A 20976-nucleotide genomic window follows, 5' to 3' on the forward strand; every position below is an offset into this window, starting at 1 on the left:
GACGGTCAACGACCTGGACCGCGACCTGATGACGTTCTGGAAGGTGCTGCGCGAGTGCCCCATCGAGCTGGCCCGCGTGTGCACCCTGACGCCGCGCACACCTCGATGCCCGCTCGACTGGCCGGCTATCTGGAGCGGATGTACGGCGTCGCCGAGCGCGACATCGCCGCCCGGCTCGTCATCACCACAGGCGAGAAGAAGGGCCAGCACCCATCACCCGCCACCGTCCTGCGCATGCTCCGCGACCACGACGAACAGACCACGCGCAGGCCCAGCCGACCAGCGCCTGATCAGACACCCCACCCCCAGGCCCCCACTCGGGTCGGCGTCACCACGGGCAAAGTAGCTCCGTGTGACGGGTTAGGTTGGCGATCGCCGGTCATCGCGGTCGCGGTGCTGTGTCTGTCGGGTCGCGCCGACAGGCCTCCGAGGAGGCTCTCTGGCGCAGTTGGCGACGGCGGGGGTGCAGCGGTGGATGCTGTTCACCGCGGATCGCAAGACCGAGGAGCCGCGCACACTGGAACAGCGGCTGACCAAGTTGCGTGAGTCCATCGCAGCGGCGAACCGCCGATCGCGACGGGACCGGGTGACGGCATGCCTGGCTGTATCTCGACGAAGAGCCGTCGCTGGTTTGACCTTGACGCTGCGTCAACTTCTAGCATCGGCGCCATGTCGATCACTGTTCTTGACACCTACTCCGCCATGAGGCGGATCCTGCTGGCCCCGGTCGCGGACCGCGTTGACCTGCTGCGTTCGATGCTGGAGGCCAACAAGGGCATGTACCGCTACCACCCCGGCGAAATCGACCTGGTCGCCGTGCACCTCCAATCGTCCGGGTTCCCCATCGACCGCGACGAGCAGCGTTGCCTCGACGCGCTCGAAACCCTGGCGGCGGCCGGAGCCTGGGAGCGGATGCAACGCGCGCTCGACGACGCTCTGGCCGTACTTCTGGAGGCGACGCCGGGGCTGGAGGCCCCGGACATCACCGTGCTGTTCCTCCTCGGCGATCCGGGTGACAAGCACTTCATGGGCCCCTGCAAGGGATTGACCGGGTTCGGCGGCATCTCGGGCCACATCGCCATCACGTTCTGGCCCTTCCCCGAGAACGTGGAGCGGCTGGAGGCCACCGCCGTGCACGAACTCAACCACAACCTGCGGTGGAGCCCGGGCGGTGTCGTGTGGGACCCGATGACCGTCACAGTCGGCGAGCACATCGTCGGCGAGGGCCTGGCCGACGCCTTCGCCCGGCAACTCTACGGCGACGAGCTCGGCCCCGCCCGCATCGGCGTGCCGCACCTGCACGACGACGAGGTCTTCGCCAAGGTGCTCACCGGGCTCGACGTGACAGGCATGCACAACTTCACCGCCTGGGTGCACGGCGACGCCGGCGCCGAGCACCTCGGTGTCACCCCGGTGGGACTGCCGATGGGCGCCGGGTACGCCGCGGGCAACCGGCTGGTCGACACCTACCTGGCGGCGACCGGGCAGACGGCGGCGCAGGCCCTGCGCGCTGACGCGGCGGAGATCATCGCGACCACTCTCCGCAGCAGGTAACACTGGAACGATGGAGTGGACGATCCAGGAGCTCGCGGCGAGGGCCGGCATCACCAGCCGCACCCTGCGTCACTACGACCGCTTCGGGCTCCTGGCCCCGTCCCGGGTCGGCGCGAACGGGTACCGCTTCTACGACCCCGCCGCGGTCGCCCGGCTGCAGCGGATCCTGCTCATGCGCCGGCTCGGCATGGGCTTGCCGGCCATCGCCGAGGTCCTGGCCGACGAGGTGAACGCACTCGACGGGCTCCGCGCCCACATCGCCGCACTGGAGGAGGAACGGGACCGCATCGAACGGCAGCTCCGGTCCGTGCGTCACACGCTCGAGGCCCTGCAGGCGGGGGCGAAACCGCGGATGGACGTGATGCTGGCGGGGTTCAACCGTGTTGCGGGGAGGCGGGTGACATTCGCGTTCCGGGCAGCGACTGCGCGCAATCGGAGGATCTCGTCGTGATCCGCACCTCGTCCTCGACGGACACCAGGTAATACGCTCTATTTCGGTGCCTGGAAGCCGCCGATCTTCTGCTCGAGCAGTTCGGCCAGCCGCAGCGGGGTGCGGTCCTCGAACATCGGACCGATGAGCTGCACTCCCACCGGCAGACCCTCGGGGGACCGACCCGCTGGTATGGCGGTGGCGGGCAGGCCGGGCATGGTGGCCAGACCGGCCCAGACGAGCTGGTCGAAGTACGGGTACTCGACGCCGTCGATATCGATCCGCCGTTCCTCCAGAGTGGGGTTGTGGTCGTGCGGGAACGCGGGAGTGGGCGTGATCGGACACACCACAGCATCGAACTCGGCGAAGAGCTGCCGCCAGCCGTGGCGGTGGAGTTCGCGACGGTTGTTCGCCTCCATCCAGTCGCGGTGGCTGAACACCATGCCGCGCAGCCGCGCCGCATCGAGACTCTGGTCGTCTGCGCTCAGTCCGGCGGCGCGGGTCCGCAGCTGCTCGTACGCTTCGACGGGAAAACGTGCAATGGAGCCCGAAAACAGCAACTGCGTGTAGAGCATCGCGGCTTCGGCCAGATCGGGCAGCAGCGGACTGTGCCGTTCGACGCGGGCGCCGCCGTCGGCAAGCGCGTCGGCCACCCGGTTCACGCCCGCCCGCACAGCGAACCCGGTCGGAATGAGCGGATGCTCGTCGAGGACCAAGACCCGGAAGTCGCAGAGCCGCTCGTGGCGCGCGGGCGGCAGCGTCAAGTCGTGCGCCACGCCGAGCGTCAGCGGGTCCGGTCCGGCCATTACGTCGAGCAGGAGCGTGAGGTCGCGGGCAATGCGCGCCATCGGACCGACGACGGCGAGGTCAAGGTCGGCCGGCAATGCCGGCGCGGGCGGCGGGACCATACCGCGGTTCGCCGCCAGCCCGAGTGTCGGCTTGTGTCCGTAGACACCGCAGAAATGCGCGGGGGTGCGCAACGAACCGGCGATGTCGGAGCCAATGGACAGCGCGCCGAATCCGGCCGCCAGGGCCGCCGCTGATCCGCCGGAGGATCCACCCGGCGTGCGACCGTGATCCCACGGGTTGTTGGTGGTGCCGTAGATCTCGTTGAAGCTCTGCACATCTTGCAGCCCCAACGGTTGCACTGCACACATCAAACGATCAACGTGCCAGCGGCATGAGGGTGAGCGTCCCCCTCAAAATCGAAGAGCGTGCGCCGCGAGCGCAGTGAGGAGGGTCCGATGTAGTCGGACGTTCGTGGCTGTGTGTAACTGTGCTGGAGATGGAGGTAGGCCCTCCGGAGCCGCCTTGCAGGAGGAGGCCCCAAACCACCGCATGCTGCGTCGGTTAAGAGCCGGGGTGGTGAGCGATGCGGAAACGGCGCGGCGGGACCGCGTCAGGTAGGGATCAAGAAGGCGAGCGCGAGCGAACCATCGCTGAAGTGTCGAAAGAAACAGACGACGTCGAAACCGGGGGCTGCTCTTGCCTTCGGGACAAGCCCGGGGGATACCTGTCTACCGCTCGGGCGGCGTCCGGCATGGAGATGGCGCGAGCTTGATCTGGGCTCTGGCATGGAACGCGGGAACCTGTCGCCCGTGAAAGTGTCCCCGGCGGCCAGTCGGGGCGAGAGGGAGAACCCCAAGGAGCGATGAGCTTGCAAGGGGCTGAGTACCGGTGGCCGGGCACAGGGGCGGACCGTCTCGTAGTAGCGGTGAAGCGCCGTAATGGGCGTGGAGCGAAGGGGACGGGTCATTCAGGTTTGTCTGATGGTCAACCGAAGTTCTCGGGAGGAGCCGGATGAACGAGCCAGGCTCGAAGCCGTACGACATCTCCAGGCAGGTGTTCGTGACGGCGTTTGAGAAGGTCAGGAGTAAGAAGGGGGCGGCCGGGGTCGATGGCGTGACGGTCGAGCAGTTCGAACAGGACCGCAAGGACAACCTGTACAAACTGTGGAACCGGATGTCGTCGGGGAGTTACTTCCCGGCCCCGGTGCGGATGGTGGAGATCCCCAAGAAGAGCGGCTCGGGATCGAGGATTCTTGGAGTGCCGTGCGTTGCAGATCGCATCGCGCAGACGGTGGCGGTCGCCTATCTGGAGCCGTTGGTGGAACCGATATTCCACCAAGACTCCTACGGGTATCGGCCAGGCAGGTCGCCGCTGGATGCGGTGGCCACCTGCCGGGAGCGCTGCTTCCGGTGTGCCTGGGCGATCGATCTGGACATCGCGGGTTTCTTCGACAATCTCGATCACGATCTGATCCTCAAGGCGATCGCTGCCCACACCGCCGAGGCGTGGATCCTGCTGTATGTCGAGCGGTGGCTGAAGGCCCCGCTGTCGATGCCGGACCGAACGCTTGCCGCGCGGGATCGGGGCAGCCCCCAGGGCGCGTCGATCTCCCCGCTGATCGCCAACCTGTTCATGCGTTACGCCTTCGATGCCTGGATGGCCAGAGAATTTCCGTCTGTGCCGTTCGAGCGGTTCGTCGATGACGTGATCGTGCATTGTGTGAGCGAGCAGCAGGCCTGCAGGGTGAAAGAGGCGATCGCCCGGCGACTGGCGGAGTGTGGCGGGTTGCAGCTGCATCCGGACAAAACCCGCATTGTGTACTGCAAGCAGACTGGACGCTACGGCAGGCACGACACCGTGACGTTCGACTTCCTGGGGTACACCTTCAAACCGCGGATGGCCATCCAGAAGGGCGGAGCGCTGTTCACGACCTTCTCTCCGGCCATCAGCGGTAGCAGCGCCAAAGCGATCCGGCAGGAACTACGCCGGATGCGATTTCACCTGCGCAGCGACCTGAGCTTCAAGGACATCGCCAAGTTGATCAATGTCAAGGTCGGGCCGTGGGCCGTCTACTTCGGGCGCTTTCGCCCGTCGGAGGCGGCTCATGTGCTGTCTCACGTCGATCAGTATCTCGTTCGGTGGGCCCGACGGAAGTACAAGCACCTGCGGCGCTCTCCACGTCGGGCGTGGGAGACCCTGAAGAAGATCATGAGATCTTATCCGGGGCTCTTCGCGCACTGGAAGCGGAATGCGCTCAGGAGATCAGCAGCGGCGCGAGCTGGATGACAGGAGCCGGATAAGTCGAGAGGCTTACGTCCGGATCTGTGGGAGCCGGAGGGTGAGATTCCCTCCGGCCACCCGACCCACATGACACCGGCTCGCAGGATCTGCCGGATCAGCTTCAAGACCGCCTGGTCGCAGACGTGTTCCTCGATCACTTGCATCAACCGGTCATGCGGAATCGCCGAAAAGCAGTTGGCGATATCCGTCTCGACCACCCACCGGCGGCCCCGCCAAGCCTCATCGATGACGACTTGAAGCGCGTCGTGAGTCGCGCGTTTCGGCCGGAACCCGAAGCTGCACGGCAGGAAGTCCGCTTCGAAGACCGGCTCAAGCACGATCTTCAAAGCGGCCTGCACGACCCGGTCCCGAACCGTCGAGATCGACAGCGGCCGGTACTCCTCCGCCCGTCCCGGTTTGGGGATCATTACCCCGCGCGCGGGCAGCGGACGGTATCGGCCTTCTTGCAGTTCGGCGGCCGGCTCGTCCACAAGGCGGACTGCCTCGTACTCGTGTTCGATCTGGTCCAAAGTGGTCTGGTCGATGCCGGGTGCGCCGTTGTCGGCGCGCACCGCGGCCCACCCACGCCACAGGACGTCCCTGCGGGAGACCTTGTCCATGAGCGCGTGAAACCGTCGTCCGGGATCGGCCTTGGCCGTCCGGTAAAGCGTGTGCTGCAGGGCACGCACCTTGTCCAAGGGAGCCTTCACCAGGGCGATGGGACCAGCCGAAACCTCGGCACTCACCGGGCACCTCCATCTGCCCCGGCATCATCTGGGGCGTCTGCATCAGCACGCGTCGACGAAGCAGGGGCCCTTCCCTCACCGCCGGTTATGCTGTCCGATCGGCTCAAGCGGTACTACGGCCCCCTCCGACGCCCACCCGGCCAGCCATCCACTTCCCGAGGTCATCGGTTATGGGACACCACGCTCCGGCAACACGACTGCGCAGGTCACCGGGCCGGGGAGGGCCTCTCCAGTTCCCGCCGCCACTATCTGTACGTTCCACGCCCTCTACGCCGGGGGATCCTTCACGGCTGCATCTTCAGGATCTTCACCGCTTCCATGGCCTTCGCCCTTCTCAGCCGGGCTCGGCATCCCCTCGCCCCACCCGTCACCGGGTGAGAGATCTAACGACGCGGCAGGCTTCGCTTCATGCTGCGGACCGCACAGTTGCACGCCCCCAAGGGACGCTTGACGCTGGGCTTCGACTCCGACCGTTTCCAGACGGAGCCGCCAGCCTGCTACCGGGCTCCCTGACGATTACCCGGACCGGACTCGCACCGGCAAGCGACGACGAACTTACGAGATCAATCGTTAACCACCCATTTCGATCAACCACCTATCCCTACTGGACGCACGTGAGAAAGATCTTGTTTCTCGTTGTGGCGGTGAGCTGGTCGAATGCGAAAGGGCCAGGCGGTTGGAGCCCGCTGACGCGAGGGCGCGGCCCCGGGAAACACCGCCCCGACGCCCTGCATAACCTTCCGCGACCTGCGACGCAGCGGCGTACCGCCAACGGCTGTTCCGCTGTTCCTCAACCCCGATGGCTGCGCGTGCGCGCGCTCCAGCCGTCAGGCGTCGAAGCCCTCTCTGTCAGACTCTTGTGAGACATGGGATGAATGAGTCTTCATGATGTGAAACAGGGCGAGACAGGATGATCGAGACAGTGACGATGACCCTCGCAGACCAGGCCGCCATGAGGGGGCAGGATGGTCTGGTGACCGACGATCGGGTGCGCCGGCCGGTGCGCCGGACCTTCACCGCCGCCTACAAGGCGCGGATCTTGGCGGCCTATGACGCCCTGCCCGAGGGCAGCCCCGAGCGTGGCGCGCTGATGCGCACCGAGAAGCTGTATCACTCCCACATCGAGCACTGGCGAAAGCAGCAGGAGAACGGCACACTGGCCGCTTCGACGGGTAAGCCGAAAAAAAGCACGGAGTCGGAGGAGCTGGCCCGGTTGCGGGCCGAGAACAGAAAGCTCAAGGCCGACGCGGCGAAACTGGAGGCCAAAAACGAGAAGCTCAGCGGCGAACTCGGGAAGACCAGGACCGCGCTTGATATCGCGGGAAAAGCATTCGCGCTGCTTCGGGACATCTCAAGCAGCGCGGACTCCGACACGAACTGACTCGGGTCATCGACGAGCATTTCCCGGAAATGGAGGAGTTGCTCGGCACGGCCAGGGCATGTGCGATCTTGGGAAGGTCGCGGGCCACGTTGCACCGGCGCCGTAATCCCACCCCGCCCCGGCTGGGTCCACGCCGCCCATTTCATCACCCGGCCCAATTGTCGGAACACGAGCGCGAGCAGGTGCTGGCCGTGCTGGACTCGCCCCGGTTCGCCGACAAGTCACCGGGCCAGGCGTGGGCGACCCTGCTGGACGAGGGCGTCTACCTGTGCTCGCAGGCCACGATGTACCGGCTGCTGCGCCAGCGCGGCCAGTCCGGTGAGCGGCGCGTCCAGGCCGTCCATCCGGCGAAGAAGAAACCCGAACTGGAAGCCGACGGGCCGAATCAGGTGTGGTCGTGGGATATCACGAAACTAAAAGGACCGGTGCGCGGCGTCTATTACCTGCTGTATGTCATCATCGATATCTTCTCGCGGAAAGTGATCTGGTGGGAGATCTGGCCGACGGAGACGGGAACCCTTGCCAGGGAGTTCATCGAGCACGCGATCGAGGCCAACGGCGGGATCGCCCCCGGCGCGATCCACGCCGACCGTGGCACCTCGATGACCTCGAACACCGTTTCCGGGCTGCTCGCGCTGCTGGGAATCGACCAGTCCCATTCACGGCCGCGTGTGTCCAACGACAATCCGTACTCAGAAGCGCAGTTCAAAACACTCAAGTACTGTCCCGCGTTTCCTGGCACGTTCGGGTCCATCGAAGATGCCAACGTCTTTTGCGACCAGTTCTTCCGGTACTACAACAATGAGCATCGCCATTCCGGCATCGGAATGCACACCCCGGCATCGGTGCACGACGGCTCCGCGGCCGAGATCCACGCCAGGCGGGCCGCCACGCTGAACGCGGCGTTCCTGGCCCACCCCGAGCGGTTCCACGGCCGGCGGCCCTGTCCGCCGCCGCTGCCCTCACGAGTGTGGATCAACAAACCACCCACGACCCAAGAGGTCGATCCTTCACCACAAACCACACAAGTAGCCTGATGTCTCAACCGGTTTGACAGATTCCGAAGCGGTGGCGGGCGACCTCGATGTGACCGAGGTACTGGTGGGTCCAGCCGCACATTCCATCGACCGTTGCGCGCAGGGCTTGGCCCGGCTCGGTGAGGGTGTACTCGACCCGCGGCGGCACGGTGGGGTGCACCGTCCTCTCGACCAGGCCGTTGCGCTCCAGCATGCGCAGGTTCTGGGTGAGCATCTTGTGGCTGATGCCCTCGACCTCGTTCCGCAGCTCGCTGAAGCGCAGGGTGCGTTCACCGAGCATCTCGATGATCAGAAATGCCCACTTGTTGGCTATGTCCGAGAAGATCTCCCGTGCCAGGGAGTCCGCGCGCCTCAGGTCCGCTTCGTCGGCCGAGCCGCCCTTGAACTGCTTGGTCACCATCAGGTTCCCCAGTCACTGAAAAGTGCGTTCTTCCATGTCAGTAGCCACTCTCCTACGGTTCCTGAGTAACCACAAGATACCAAGAATGTCTTGATCGGATGGACGCGGGCCCTCGGGCCCTCATAACAAGGAGGCAGGCAGCATGGCCATCACCCTGGTAAACCCCAGCGAGTTGCCCAAAATCGATGTCTACCGGCAGGTGTCGATCGCATCCGGGTCGAAGCTGGTCTTCATCGCCGGGCAGGTCGCCTGGGATGCCGAGGGGATAACGGTCGGTGAGGGCGACCTCGCCGCGCAGGTCGAGCAGTGCTACCTCAACATCGGCACCGCCCTCGCTGAGGCCGGCGGCTCCTTCCACGACGTGGCGAAACTGACCGTCTACGTCGTCGACTGGACCCCCGACAAGATGCCCACACTCCTGGAGGGGATCTCCCGGGCGGCCGCGAAGCTGGGGGTCACTCCGGTCCCGCCGGCCACGCTGCTGGGCGTTGCGGCACTGGACGTCCCCGACCATCTCGTCGAGATCGAAGCCACCGCGATCCTCGACTGAACAGATGCTCTTGGCCACTGAGCGCCAAAGTGGCCAACTACGGCGCTCAGTGGCCAACCAGCGTGCTCAGTCACACATCGGAATGGCTCGTCTAGTTGAAACAGTCCTGCTTGTTGAGCGCGATGCCGTACTGGGTGACCTTGCCGTGCGTGACGCCGAAGGTGTAGTAAGCCTCCTTGTTGCCGGGGACCGTGATCACATAAAAGCCGTGGACGTCTTTCTTGATGTGCGGGTAGGCCGCCTTCACCTGCTTGACGGTGGAGCCGATCTTGATGCCTTCCGGGGTTTTCATGCCCTTCGCGGCGAAGATGGCGGCCAGTCCCACGTTCGGCGAGATGTAGATGCCGACCGAGTCCTTGGGGGTCGGGAACTTCTTCAGGTCCCAGCCGGAGCAGCCGCCGTTGCCCGGCATCTTCTTGACGACGTCCCCCGTCGTCTTGGCCTGCTTGACGGTCATGCCGAACTTGACGGCGCCATAACCGTAGGGACCCAGCGTCGGCTTCGTCTGGGCGTCCGCCGCGGTGGCGCCGGAGACCAGCAGCGAGCCTGCGAGGAGCGAGGCCCCGATCATCGTCTTCATCATGCTCTGTATGACTGCGAAACGCCGGTAAAGGTTCTGAGTAGAGCAACTTTTCCCCCGGTGACGCCGACCCGAGCGGAGGGCCGTCAAGGACGGCCCGCGCCCGGCGCGTCCCGCCGCGCGCTCCGGCGGCCAGGCGGCCGGGCATACGACCTGGGGCCGGTCCCGCCCGCGTCCGCCTGGCGGCGCGTCTGTTGAGCGACAAGAGAACGCCAGTGGGCCGCGACACTGAATGTCAGTAACAGCGTGTGATCAGGCAGGTGGAGGAGGGTTTCGATGAAGAGCGACAGGATGGCGTCACCCTGGCCGACCGGGCAGCTAAAGCGGGTCACTCGGAGAAGTACGTCCGCAACTTCTAGCGTCCCCAGGCGCATCTGATCGGCTGACACAGAAGGGGGCCGCGCCCGACATGCGTGTCTGATGGTCGGCGCGCGGTCCCCGGTGGTGCGCTACGGGATCAGTCGGTTCCGATGCTGACCCGGAAGGTCGGGCCGTAGTTGTAGGTGTTGAAGACGCCGCTGGTCGCGCCGACCTTCAGATCGACGGTGTCGCCGTGACTCCTCTGCCCATAGACCTGGATGGGGACCGGCGTGTCGGCGCACCAGAATCTCTGACTCTGCCAGGCGCCGTGTGTGGCGCCGAAGTCCAGCCTGACGGACTGGTGGGTCAAGGTGCCGTGTCGGCGTCGAGACCGCCCATGGCCTGGCTGTTCCAGGGGAGCAGGCCGACCGGCGAGTCGGTGAGCGCGAATCCGAGGGTCTGCGGCTGCTGGCCATGGACATGAGCGTAGGAGCCCGCGTACCGCTGCAGATGGCGCAGCCCTTCCAGCGCCGCCCGGTCGTCCGGCGTCAGAGCTTGCCTCTGAACCAGTCGAGCAGGTAGGTGCGCAGTCTGGCGGCGTTATGCGGTACCACGGATGTCACCTGGAAATCCTGAGCGTCACGCCGGCGGCCGGGCGAGTTTGGCGGCCACGGCGTCGAGGACCCAGTCCAGCCCGGTCGCGAAGGACGCCTCGGCGTCCACCTCCGTGCCGTCGTACACGGCCTTGGCCAGCGCCGGGAAGCGGCCCGTGGCCAGCATCCTCCTCACATGCGGGCCGGAGGCGCGCTGCCAGTCGCGCTTGGACAGGCCCGTGGCGCGCTCGGCCCGCAGATTCGCGATCTCGCGCCTGATCGCGCCAGTGAAGTAGGCACTGACAGTCTCCACGGCGCGCATGACGGTGTCGAGGTCGGCGAGGCCGTCGAGGGCGGCCAGCGTGGCCTCAGTCACGGCGAGGGCGTTTGGGCCCAGGGTCGGACGGCCGCCGAGCAGGTCGGCCAGCCATTCGTGACGGAGGGTGGCCTGCCTGGTGCGGTGGGCGCGGATGCGCAACACCTCCCGCCAGTCGCCGAGCTGCTCCTCGGGGAGGATCTCGGCGTAGACCTCGTCCACCATGAGGTCGAACAGCTCCTCCTTGGTGGAGATATATCCGTACAGCCGCATCGGGCCGGCGTCCAGCCGGGCGGCGACCTTGCGCAACGACACCGCCTCCAGCCCGCCCTCGTCGGCCAGCGCGATGGCGGCGGCGACGATTCGCTCCCGGTCGAGCGGCACGGGGCGAGTCGGCGGCTCCGGCCGGTCCCACACAGTCATGGTTGCATCGTACTGTTGCGATACACCGTATTGATACTATACAGTATATCGACATGAGACATCGTATCGCCGTGATTGGGGGCGGCCCCGCCGGCCTCACCTTCGCCCGCGTCCTGCACCGCCACGGTCACCCCGTCACCGTCCTCGAACGCGATCCCGCCCCCGACACCCGTCCCCCGGGCGGCACGCTGGACCTGCACGAAGGGATGGGCCAGCTCGCGCTGGGCAAGGCGGGGCTGCTGGCGGAGTTCCAGGCGCTGTCCCGTCCCGAGGGGCAGGCCATGCGCATCCTGGACGCGGACGGGACCGTCCTCCGCGACTGGCAACCCCGTCCGGGTGACCGGGCCAATCCCGAGATCGACCGGGGGCAACTCCGTGACCTGCTGCTCGGCCCCCTCGACGTTCAGTGGGGGCGGGGCGTGACGGAGGTAGTGCCGGGGACCCGGGACGGCGTGCTGGTCCGTTTCGCGGACGGGCGACAGGAGACGTTCGACCTCGTGATCGGCGCAGACGGCGCCTGGTCCCGGGTCCGCCCGGCAATCTCGTCCGCGACGCCGCACTACACCGGCGTCACCTCGGTCGAGACCTCCCTGGACGACGTCGACACCCGCCACCCCGACCTCGCCCGGCTGATCGGCGACGGTTCCATGGCCGTGTACGGCGTGAACCGCGCCCTCGTCGCCCAGCGCAACAGCGGCGGCCACGTCAAGGTGTACGCCCAGTTCCGCGCGCCGCTGGACTGGCACACGAACCTGGACCGGCATATGGGCCTGAACCGGCGCGCGGGCCTGGACGCAGGCATGGACGAGGGCCTGGACGCAAGCATGGACGCGGGCCTGGACCTGGCCGACGTCGAGGCCGTGCGATCAAGCCTGCTGGCTCTGTTCGACGACTGGGCCGCTCCCGTCCTCGACCTCCTCCGCCACGGCACCGCTTTCGTCCACCGCCCCCTCTACGTCCTGCCCGTGTCCCACACCTGGGCCCACGTCCCCGGGGTGACGCTACTGGGCGACGCCGCCCACCTGATGCCCCCATTGGGGGTGGGCGCGAACCTCGCGATGCTGGAAGGCGCCGAACTCGCCGAGTCCGTCGCCGCCGCCCCCGGCCCTGGCGATCTGGACGAGGCCGTCCGCGCCTTCGAGGAACAGATGTGGGCACGGGCCGGCAGATGGGCGAAGATCACGACGGCCGGTCTGGAACGCCTCGTGAGCCCGGACCCCACCGAAGCCCTCGCCCTCTTCGACGAAGTTCAGCCATCCTGACTGCCAAGCGCGAGAGCACCAGCAGCTCGCCACGGCTTCACGGGACAGCACGGCACCGCCGGGATTCCTTCCGGCAGATCCACCGCCCGCCATACGAACTCCGCCACGGGGCGGTGAGCAGCAACCGAACGGCCAGTGGCGTTAGCGAGCCAGAGTGGGCGGGGTTACCGCCACCTGGCGGTCCGATGCAGGCAGACCCTCTGGCACGGTTGATCAGATGCCGTAGACGGCGAAGGCGTCGTTGTGGTTGAGGAGATCGCGGCGGGCGTGGGCGATGTTGGCGCGTCCGTCCAGGCGGAAGGTGTTGATCGCCAGGTTGCGGAAGCCGGCCAGGGGGCGCGGTGCGGTACCAGTCCTGAGCTGGGATGAGTCTTCGTGAAAGGTAACATCGCGGACCCAGTGCAGCCGGTTTTCCACACACCGGTGCGCGCGTTCGTGAAAGTTGAGATGCTCGGGACCGGCGAGGTCGGCAGGCAGGCTGGTGACGCCGAAGACGATCTCCTTGCCGGTCCAGACGCCATCGAGGTCCCCGCTGTCGCGGCGCAGCCGAAAGACCTGGCGGGCACCGGGGAGCAAGGTGGCGTCGGCGGGGGCGGTGCGCAGCGTCCGGCGCTCGACCCGGCCGTGGCCGCGGTCGTCGTCGACGTCGGTAGCCTCGACGAACTCGGCGTCGGTGCCGGTCAGCAGGAGACGCGCGGCTTGCCGGGCCGGCGGCTGGTTGCCCTTCAAAATCAGCAGATAGTGCGCGTGGAGGGTTTGGGTGATCAGGCGGGCGGTCTTCTTGGTGGTGTGCAGAGCGTCCAGGGCCACCACCATCCCGGCCAGGTCCAGCGGAGTCAGCAGTTCCTTGACCACGGTGTTCTCACCGCGCTTGTCGGGGACCCGGCGTTGTCCCAAGACCACGCCGCCGCGGTGAGCGATCGCCCCGACCGGAAACACCCGGCCGTCGGCGGTGCGGGCCCCGCGCAGGGCCTTGCCGTCCACGGCCACGCCTGGCAGCAGTCCGGCCGGAGCGGGGTTGCGGGCCGTGTCTCGTACGGCACGGCGTTCCTCGCACTCGGCCGGTCCGGGGGTTCGGGCAATCACCGGCACGGGGGCTATGCCCCGCACGACGTCGGCGGCATACCCGCACGTCGCCACCTCCAGCGCGTCCGCGTCCAGGTCCGCCGGCACCCGCCGGAAGGTCCGTTCGCCGGGCACGACGGACCGGCCCAGCAGAGGATCGCGGCGAGCACCCAGGCTCTCCAGCACCTCCTGGGAGGTCCGCGCCGCCCATTGCCGGATCGCTGCGACCGAGTCGTTGCCCACCACCGGCGTCGCGCACGCGGTCAAGACCGGCACCACCGGCAGCGGATGCCTGCGACCACGCAGGCGACGCCGATCTGGGACCCGGGCGAGCCTGCTGACCAGTGAGGATTCCACCCGGATCGGGTCAGCTTGCAGTTCGGCTTCCCACAGGGCCAGATCGGCGAGCTGGTCAAGGACGGGGCCGATCGGGGAAGATACGGACACGAGCACGACTCCTGTGAAGATCTTTTGGCCTAGAGACCTGAAAGATCAGCAGAAGTCGTGCTCGTTTGCCAACTCGCCCAGATGGCGACCGGACCAACCAGACCCATCACATCAAGCCGGAACAACGCCGGGGCCGTGGCAGTTCGAGCACGACGAATGGCAGTACGACCTCAAGCATGGGCACGCCCCGGACACGATCTTCTTCTCCATCAAGGGCTGACCGACATCCACAACCTGCCCAGCCCGGACGTCACGGTGCTGATTCACCTCCCCTGACCTCCGGCAGCACCAATCCGCCGCAGGGGCCAGCGCACGTGTGGCCGACCGATTCGACCAGGCCGGACCAACCGCCGGCGACGTGCATCTGGACATCACGGTGCTGGCCGCGCACGCGGGCGTGCTGGAGGCGCTGGCCGCTGATCGACGGCTGCCTCGCCGAGACCGGCCTCGCGATCACTGGCCACACCCCGACCCCACACCGAAAGCCTCAGGAAGCGTTGCGGTACAGGTCCCGTCTCTCGGGCAACTGCTCGAGGCCGGCCGACTGGTAGGTGGCGACGGCGCCGACGTTGGAGCTCGGGCAGCACACGACCACGCTGGACGAACCCAACTCCTGGAGTGCGCGCGCCGCGGCGACCGTGATCGCTCGGCCGTAACCGTGACCGCGGTGTGCCCGGTGCACCCCCATCGGCTCGATCAGCCCTAGCTTGCCTTCACCCGCAGACCACACGGTCACGGCCGCCACCGCCTCGCCCTGCTCATTGCGCACGACCAGGCACCGCGCGTGGACATACGGCGCACCTGCCGCCATCGCGTGCCAGTGCTCGTCGGTGAACGTCGACCCGTCGAACGACGCCCGCAGGACCGCGGACCACTCGTGCGCCTGTTCCGGCCCGATCACCTCGACGCGAACGCCGGGATCCGGCACAGGCGCGCCGAGGTCACGCCGAAGTAGCGTCCACGGCTCGCCACTCTCCCAGCCGTCCTTGAACAACAGGTCCTGGACCAGCGCACCCGTCGGCGCCTCGACGTACACCTTGCCCTCGAGCAGCACACCACGCTCAGGCGCCGACACGTCCTCGACCACCTGCTGCGCCAACTCCTCGTCCCGCAACGCCTCCGGCGCGAACGCCAACCGCAGCAACTCCGCACCATCCAGCAGCCCGACCGCCAGAACATCCCCAGCCCGACTCCAGGTCCGCGTAGCCTCCGCCATCCGCTCCGCACCGAACTGCCAGAACCACCCCACATCCCCCGGATGCAACTGCACGGGCCCTCCGTCGTACTGCCACTCCCCCAACACCCGCACCACGTCACCGAGCCCGTCGACCCCCGGCCTACCCATCTCGATCATCATCCCCCGATCACACACCATCCCACCGACCCTCCGCACCCGAATTTCCCGCCGGCAGTCAGTAAGGGGTGCCACCGGAATACGGCGGGAACGGGCCGCGTCCACCTGAAACCGCAGGTCGGACGGTGGGGTCGGGAACTGGGGTTTCGGCGGCAGACTGTCGTGCGGGGCGTGAGACCGGATTGGCACCCAAGCCGACGCCAGGTTGCTGACCTGCGGAGATGCGGTTACGGGGACCGGGCAGAATCCAGGTTCTGTCCGGTCGGTGGCCCGGCGCGGCCCGTTCCCCCGTATTCCGGCCGCACCCCATCAAGGTCCGATCCGCCCTTCCCCGAGGCCTTGAGGACCGCGTCCGGGTCGGGTCCGCGCGGGCGGTTCGCCCTCCAACGTGGCCAGGAACGCCCGGAACAGCTCGCCGATCACCACGTCATGGGAATTGAGCAGCCATTGGAGCTGAAGCCCGTCGTTGACCGCGATGATCAAAGGTGCGGCCTGCTCCGGGGACAGCCCGCATGGCAACCGGTCGCCATGCTCGGCACGCAGGCTCCCTCGATGACGCCGGTGGCGATCGGCCAACCGGATGCCAACGCCTCGTCGTAGCGTAAGAACGCGGCGTTGCCCCGCAGATAACGGACGGCCGCATCCACGCCACCGCGGCGATCGCGGGCCAGGCCGACGGCGCCGGCCTGAGCGTCGATGGCCACCACAGCGTCCTCGACGTGACCGGCCAGCACGGCGAGCCCATGAGTGGCGACCCAGTCCTCAGCGGCCGGATCACCGCCCGTGTGCAGGCACCACGCCGCCTTCCACGGATACTCCATCACATGGATCACATCGATGACGACGTTGATCCGCACACCGCGGCGCTCGGCCTCGGCATGAACGAGGTCGAGCTGATGGCGGGCGCCGTCGACCAGCACCACCCAGGTCCGCACATGGGCCGGGTCGCGGGCCTCGGCCTGGTCGAACACCGATCCGATCACCTCGTCGGGGTCGGCGGACACCGACCCGCACAGCCACTTACCGCGGGCCTTGGGTCCGGGTCGCAGCGGCCGATGGCCGTGCCGTCCGCGCCCTTGCCGTCCACCGACACCACCACCAGCCGGGACAGCAGTTCCTCCTCGGCCGCCGGCCGCTGGCCCAAGTGGTCGATCTGCTCCCGGATCGCCTCGGCCCGTTCCCTGGCCGCAGCCTCCCGCCGAACCAGTTCCTCCAGCAACGAGCCCATCGCGATCGCCTCCACCTCGCACGGTAGAAGACGATCCCGCCCGCGGCGAGCAGACCTTCAACCTCCCAGGTCAACAGGTCCCTGAAAACGAGCTACACCCATCAGAGATAGTGTCGTGGTTTTCTTTCAGCTGTGGCACCTGAGGAGATGGAAGAGATCCGTCCGCGCCTGGAGGCGTTCGCGGCGGAGATGCTGGGCTCGCTGCCCCGTCGGGATCAGCGGGCCAAGGGCGAGTTGTACGTACGCGGGCTGATGCTGGACGGCAAGCGCAAGTCCATGCAGCCCATGGCCGAGCGTCTGGGTGTGGATCACCAGCAACTCCAGCAGTTCGTATCCTCCTCCACCTGGGACTACGCCAAGGTCCGCGAGCGGCTGGCCCGTTGGGCTGCGGCGCACATCGCTCCCGAGGCGTATGCCATCGACGATGTCGGCTTTCCCAAGGACGGCTACGACTCGCCGGGGGTGGCGCGGATGTACTGCGGCGCGCTGGGGGCTTGTTCGTGAATAACTGTCAGAGTTGATCTGCGGGGCAGTCATCGGCGGACGTAATACGATCTTGCAGTTGCTCGAGCGTACGTGCGGGCGATCCGGGGATCGGCGTGACGGAGATTTTGTGCAGGTCGAGGATCCGGTGGCCATCTTGGAACTGGTTGGACAGGTTGGTGCGGGTGACGCCCAGCAGGCGGGCTAGGAGGGTGCTGGTCGCGGCCTTGCGGCGACGGAGTAAAGCGGTCAGGAGCCGGTGGAAGTGATCTAGGCTGCTGGTCTGCGGATGGAGGTAGCGGCGCGGGCGGTGGAAACGGCGTTGAAAGGCCGCCTCTGCCAGCGCGTCCCAGTAGGGCTCCGAGATCTGCACCAGGCGGGCGAAGTCCGAGCGCGGCATGCCGGTCAGGGCCGGATCGGTGAGCATCCAGGTCACGTCCGGATCGATCGGTTGGTTGGTCTCGGCTTCTTCGGAAAGTCTGGGAGGGGTGGGGGCCAGGGTGTAGTTCCAGTCGCCGTGGAATGCATCGGGTGTGATCGGCAGGGCATGGAACTCGGCGGGCGTGACGGCGGTGCCCAGTGGGTAGTTGCCGGTGTCCAGTTCGGCGCTGACTCTCAGTCCGGCCTCTGTTGTCGTCGCGGCGATCGTCTCGATGACGACCTGGTAGCTGGTCAGCGGGCGGCCACGCCAGTTGGCGGTGATGTGGCAGAACATCCGGTGCTCGATCTTGTTCCACTTCGAAGTGCCGGGAGGAAAGTGGCAGACCGTGATCTCAAGGCCGCTCTCGCGGGCGAAGTCGTGTAGTTGCTTCTTCCATGTCCAGTAGCGGGGGTTGTTGGAGCCACCGGCGTCCGCGGTGATCAACAGCCGGGTGGCGTGCGGGTGGTCGAGACAACCGCGGCGTCGCCACCAGCGGCGGACGGACTCCACCGCGAACTCGGCGGTGTCGTGATCGGTTCCGACGTTGACCCAGCCGCTGTTGGTGGCGAGGTCGTAGATTCCGTAGGGGATGGCCACTGGCTGGTCGCTGGTGACGAGGGTGTGGCTGTCCACCTTGATCGGGTTCTTTCCCGGTTGCCAGGTACGTCCAGGCCGGTCGCGGTTGCCGAGCCACTCTTTGGCTTTGGTGTCGATGCTGATCACCGGCTGGTCGTCGTCGAGGAAGGCGGCGGCGGTGGCGTTGAGATGGGCAAACTGGGCGTCGCGATCCGGATGCCGGGTGCCTTCGGTGGTCTTGGCCGTGCCCTGCAGGCTGTAGCCCAGGCCGTGCAGCAGGTGGCCGACGGTTGTGGCACCGATCGGATGCTTCTGCGCGGAAAGGGCATGGGCCAGGCTGCGCAGCGACAGCGTGGTCCAGCGCAGTGGGGAGACGGGGTCGCCGCGAGTGTGCGGCTCGATCAGTGACTCAAGGGCCGGTAGCAGGCCGGGGTCGGTGACTGTCAGCGGTTTGCGCCCGGCGCCCGAGGCCCGGATGCGGCGGGTCGGCGCGGGGTGCGTCTCCAGCTCGATGATGCCACGCGCGATGGTGGCGGTACTGATGCCGGAGGCTGCGGCCACCAGGGCAATCCCGCCATGGCCGAGCACGGCGGCCTCGCTGGCCAGGTAGAGGCGACGGCACCGCTCGTCAAGGTGCGGCAGGATCTGCTCGAACTTGGCCCGCAGCTCGGCTGCGGGTACATCTTCCTTCGAAGAGGCGGTCATGCTCCAGCGTCTCACCGTCGACCCGGTCCCGCAGATCAACTCTGACAGTTATTCACGAACAAGCCCTGGGCAAGCGCGGCAACTGCCAGATCGGCGTCAGCGTGAACCTGGTGTCGGACCGCGCGTCCTCGGCCGTCGACTGGCGCCTGTTCCTGCCCGAGAGCTGGGACGACGCCAAGCACGGCGAGGACGCGCCGCTGGCCGGGGCGATCCGGCGCCGCCGCGCCAAGGCCGCCGTCCCCGACGCGGCACGCCACCGGGAGAAGTGGCGCCTGGCACTGGACATGCTCGACGAGGTGCGCGGCAACTGGGAACTGCCCGATCTGCCGGTCGTCGCCGACGCGGGGTACGGGGACGCCACGGGCTTCCGTGAGGGCCTGACCGAGCGCGGTCTGACCTACGCGGTCGCGGTCAAGGCCACCACGACCGCACACCCGGGCGACGCGAGCCCCGAGCGCCCGCCGTACTCCGGGCAGGGCCGGCCTCCCGTGTCCGCCTACCCCCAGCCGCACACCACCTTGCGCGCGCTGGCCCTGGCAGCCGGACAAGCGGCCACCCGCACCGTCACCTGGCGCCAGGGCGGCAAGGCCACCAAACGCAACCCGAACGCCCACATGCGCTCGCGGTTCCTGTCCCTGCGGGTCCGCCCGGCCAACCGATCCATCCGGCGAAGCGCCGACGGTGCGCTGCCCGAATGCCGGCTGCTCGTCGAGTGGCCACCTGACTCCGCCGAGCCGACCGACTACTGGCTCTCGACACTGCCCGTCGACACCCCACTGCGCGAGCTGGCCCGAATCGCCAAGATCCGCTGGAGAGTTGAGCACGACTACCGCGAGCTCAAAGACGGTCTGGGACTGGACCACTTCGAGGGCCGCAACTACCTCGGCTGGCACCGCCACGTCACCCTCGCCTCACTCGCCCAGGCCTTCTGCACCCTGCTCAGGCTCGACCCAAAAGTCCCTGCGCCGGCCTGACCCTCTACGCGGTCCTCCGCGAACTCCAGGCCCTCCTGGCCACCTGGACCGGCGCCTGCTCGATATGCGGCCAACCCGCCCCAACCCCCGAACCTCATCACAGGACCTAACAAAGCCCTACTATCTCCTTGTTCGACAAGTTCACCGCCAGACATCGCGAGATCTCCTCACGGTCGGCCATCGTCAGCGGACGGCGCTGTTGCCCCACGGACCACTCCCTCATGGATCGGTCCGTCGAGACTGCCAAGGTCAAAAGCTCAACGAGGGCAGGAAGCCTACTTCTCCCGGTAAGTCCCCAACCCGCCGATCTTCCGGAAGGTCCGATTGCCTTCACCGCTTGGGATCAAGGTCCCCTCATGCCGCAGCATGTAGCACCCGGTCTCATCTCATGGGCATCGGACATCGAGCCAGGCACCATCGAGCAGGCCGCCCGCACCCGGCGAGGTCGTTTCGGCGCTTACCTAATACGCCATAAATCCTCCCATATAAGATCATGGGACCCTTCGTCCCCACGAGGCCCACGGGTCTCGTGGGGCGGCAATGATCGACAGAAGGAACGAACCCCATGAGAACTCGGAGCAAGATCGCAACTCTGGCGAGTGCGGCGCTGGTCTCCACCTGGCTGGTGGCCGGTGCCACTCCGGCCAGTGCGGCCGGTCCCTGCGGCGGCGGCTACAGCCGCGTCGGCGTCTACGCCATCCCCGCCAGCGGTGCCAGGACGGGCACCCTGGAGGTCTACTACAGCTCCAGCTCGGGCAAGAACTGCGCCCTCACCTACGGCTACGGTTCCTACGCCGGCCGGGTGAACCGCAAGGCGGTCGCGATCGGCCTCGGAGGAGCGACGGCCTGGGCCGGCGCCGACAACGGAATGTTCGCGCACTACGCGGGTCCGGTGTACGTCTCGGCCCGGGGCAAGTGCATCGACGTCCGGGGGCAGGTCGCGACCGGGGTGCGGAATCTGAACAGGGTGCACTGCGGCTGAGTGAGCGGGCAGTCGCACGACGCCCACGTTCGCCGGTGTGGTGCGCCGGGAGATCGGCGCGTCGGCGGGTGAGGTGTCCGGTCGGCATGGAGTCGGCCAT

19 protein-coding genes and 2 pseudogenes are annotated in these 20976 nt (G+C 67.3%); 10 read left to right on the forward strand and 11 right to left on the reverse strand.

The genetic code is table 11. The annotated features are described in order from the left end of the window. Positions 1 to 669 precede the first annotated feature (669 nt). Both FHR32_RS35100 and FHR32_RS35105 read left to right on the forward strand, forming a co-directional pair. Positions 670 to 1554, forward strand: a complete 885-nt coding sequence (locus tag FHR32_RS35100; RefSeq protein WP_184758832.1) for a DUF2268 domain-containing putative Zn-dependent protease — start codon at positions 670 to 672, stop codon at positions 1552 to 1554. A 10-nt stretch (positions 1555 to 1564) separates the two neighbouring features. After that, a complete protein-coding gene (locus FHR32_RS35105) occupies positions 1565 to 2005 on the forward strand; it encodes a MerR family transcriptional regulator (protein WP_246468300.1) in 441 nt (146 codons plus the stop codon). A 38-nt stretch (positions 2006 to 2043) separates the two neighbouring features. On the opposite strand, the gene FHR32_RS35110 is transcribed toward FHR32_RS35105, so the two are convergent. Beyond that, complete coding sequence (locus FHR32_RS35110) at positions 2044 to 3123, reverse strand: amidase (RefSeq protein WP_221466669.1); 1080 nt, start codon at positions 3121 to 3123, stop codon at positions 2044 to 2046. A gap of 661 nt (positions 3124 to 3784) precedes the next feature. On the opposite strand from FHR32_RS35110, the gene ltrA reads away from it, so the two are divergent. Continuing rightward, positions 3785 to 5059, forward strand: a complete 1275-nt coding sequence (gene ltrA, locus FHR32_RS35115) for a group II intron reverse transcriptase/maturase (RefSeq protein WP_184758833.1) — start codon at positions 3785 to 3787, stop codon at positions 5057 to 5059. On the opposite strand, the gene FHR32_RS35120 is transcribed toward ltrA, so the two are convergent. Continuing rightward, positions 4990 to 5625, reverse strand: a complete 636-nt coding sequence (locus FHR32_RS35120) for a reverse transcriptase domain-containing protein (RefSeq protein WP_221466670.1) — start codon at positions 5623 to 5625, stop codon at positions 4990 to 4992. The genes ltrA and FHR32_RS35120 overlap by 70 nt on opposite strands. A gap of 1084 nt (positions 5626 to 6709) precedes the next feature. Between FHR32_RS35120 and FHR32_RS35125 the strand changes: the two genes are divergently transcribed. Both FHR32_RS35125 and FHR32_RS35130 read left to right on the forward strand, forming a co-directional pair. After that, positions 6710 to 7180 carry a hypothetical protein gene (locus FHR32_RS35125; RefSeq protein WP_184754836.1) on the forward strand — a complete coding sequence of 157 codons (471 nt, stop codon included), beginning with the start codon at positions 6710 to 6712 and terminating at the stop codon, positions 7178 to 7180. Then, entirely contained in the window at positions 7177 to 8217 is a 1041-nt protein-coding gene (locus FHR32_RS35130) for an IS3 family transposase (RefSeq protein WP_281390987.1), read from the forward strand. Before FHR32_RS35125 ends, FHR32_RS35130 begins: the two co-directional genes overlap by 4 nt. Positions 8218 to 8221: 4 nt before the next feature. Here the strand turns inward: FHR32_RS35130 and FHR32_RS35135 are convergent, their stop codons facing one another. Continuing rightward, a complete protein-coding gene (locus FHR32_RS35135) occupies positions 8222 to 8617 on the reverse strand; it encodes a winged helix-turn-helix transcriptional regulator (RefSeq protein WP_184758835.1) in 396 nt (131 codons plus the stop codon). A gap of 142 nt (positions 8618 to 8759) precedes the next feature. Here FHR32_RS35135 and FHR32_RS35140 point away from each other — a divergent pair, with 142 nt between their 5' ends. After that, complete coding sequence (locus tag FHR32_RS35140; protein WP_155346770.1) at positions 8760 to 9167, forward strand: RidA family protein; 408 nt, start codon at positions 8760 to 8762, stop codon at positions 9165 to 9167. A 91-nt stretch (positions 9168 to 9258) separates the two neighbouring features. Here the strand turns inward: FHR32_RS35140 and FHR32_RS35145 are convergent, their stop codons facing one another. The 3 genes from FHR32_RS35145 to FHR32_RS35155 form a co-directional block, all read right to left on the reverse strand. Continuing rightward, a complete protein-coding gene (locus FHR32_RS35145; protein ID WP_184758836.1) occupies positions 9259 to 9738 on the reverse strand; it encodes a hypothetical protein in 480 nt (159 codons plus the stop codon). Between the two features lie 466 nt (positions 9739 to 10204). Further along, positions 10205 to 10417, reverse strand: coding sequence for a hypothetical protein (locus FHR32_RS35150; protein ID WP_184758837.1), 213 nt, complete (start codon positions 10415 to 10417; stop codon positions 10205 to 10207). Positions 10418 to 10686: 269 nt separating this feature from the next. Beyond that, the gene (locus tag FHR32_RS35155; RefSeq protein ID WP_184758838.1) at positions 10687 to 11379 is read right to left on the reverse strand and encodes a TetR/AcrR family transcriptional regulator; all 693 of its coding nucleotides are present in this window, start codon (positions 11377 to 11379) and stop codon (positions 10687 to 10689) included. A gap of 53 nt (positions 11380 to 11432) precedes the next feature. Between FHR32_RS35155 and FHR32_RS35160 the strand changes: the two genes are divergently transcribed. Beyond that, a complete protein-coding gene (locus FHR32_RS35160; protein WP_184758839.1) occupies positions 11433 to 12641 on the forward strand; it encodes an FAD-dependent oxidoreductase in 1209 nt (402 codons plus the stop codon). Positions 12642 to 12854: 213 nt separating this feature from the next. On the opposite strand, the gene FHR32_RS35165 is transcribed toward FHR32_RS35160, so the two are convergent. The 4 genes from FHR32_RS35165 to FHR32_RS35180 form a co-directional block, all read right to left on the reverse strand. Continuing rightward, positions 12855 to 14153 (reverse strand): ISAs1 family transposase, encoded by a 1299-nt coding sequence (locus FHR32_RS35165; protein ID WP_184758840.1) that lies wholly within the window; start codon positions 14151 to 14153, stop codon positions 12855 to 12857. A 487-nt stretch (positions 14154 to 14640) separates the two neighbouring features. After that, positions 14641 to 15498: a GNAT family N-acetyltransferase gene (locus FHR32_RS35170; protein WP_221466671.1), complete on the reverse strand. Its 858-nt coding sequence runs from the start codon at positions 15496 to 15498 to the stop codon at positions 14641 to 14643. A 488-nt stretch (positions 15499 to 15986) separates the two neighbouring features. Continuing rightward, the gene (locus tag FHR32_RS35175; protein WP_184758842.1) at positions 15987 to 16511 is read right to left on the reverse strand and encodes a hypothetical protein; all 525 of its coding nucleotides are present in this window, start codon (positions 16509 to 16511) and stop codon (positions 15987 to 15989) included. After that, the gene (locus FHR32_RS35180) at positions 16487 to 16750 is read right to left on the reverse strand and encodes a hypothetical protein (protein WP_184758843.1); all 264 of its coding nucleotides are present in this window, start codon (positions 16748 to 16750) and stop codon (positions 16487 to 16489) included. Before FHR32_RS35180 ends, FHR32_RS35175 begins: the two co-directional genes overlap by 25 nt. A gap of 132 nt (positions 16751 to 16882) precedes the next feature. Here FHR32_RS35180 and FHR32_RS35185 point away from each other — a divergent pair. After that, positions 16883 to 17227: pseudogene (locus tag FHR32_RS35185) on the forward strand (transposase); the annotation flags it as partial. A gap of 41 nt (positions 17228 to 17268) precedes the next feature. Here the strand turns inward: FHR32_RS35185 and FHR32_RS35190 are convergent. After that, positions 17269 to 18920, reverse strand: a pseudogene (locus FHR32_RS35190) (ISAzo13 family transposase). A 65-nt stretch (positions 18921 to 18985) separates the two neighbouring features. Between FHR32_RS35190 and FHR32_RS35195 the strand changes: the two are divergent. Next, positions 18986 to 19894, forward strand: coding sequence for an IS701 family transposase (locus tag FHR32_RS35195; RefSeq protein WP_281391168.1), 909 nt, complete (start codon positions 18986 to 18988; stop codon positions 19892 to 19894). Between the two features lie 565 nt (positions 19895 to 20459). Continuing rightward, positions 20460 to 20876, forward strand: coding sequence for a hypothetical protein (locus FHR32_RS35200; protein ID WP_184758845.1), 417 nt, complete (start codon positions 20460 to 20462; stop codon positions 20874 to 20876). The last annotated feature ends 100 nt before the right edge of the window (positions 20877 to 20976 follow it).

It is taken from the genome of Streptosporangium album (assembly GCF_014203795.1).
Taxonomy (GTDB): domain Bacteria; phylum Actinomycetota; class Actinomycetes; order Streptosporangiales; family Streptosporangiaceae; genus Streptosporangium; species Streptosporangium album.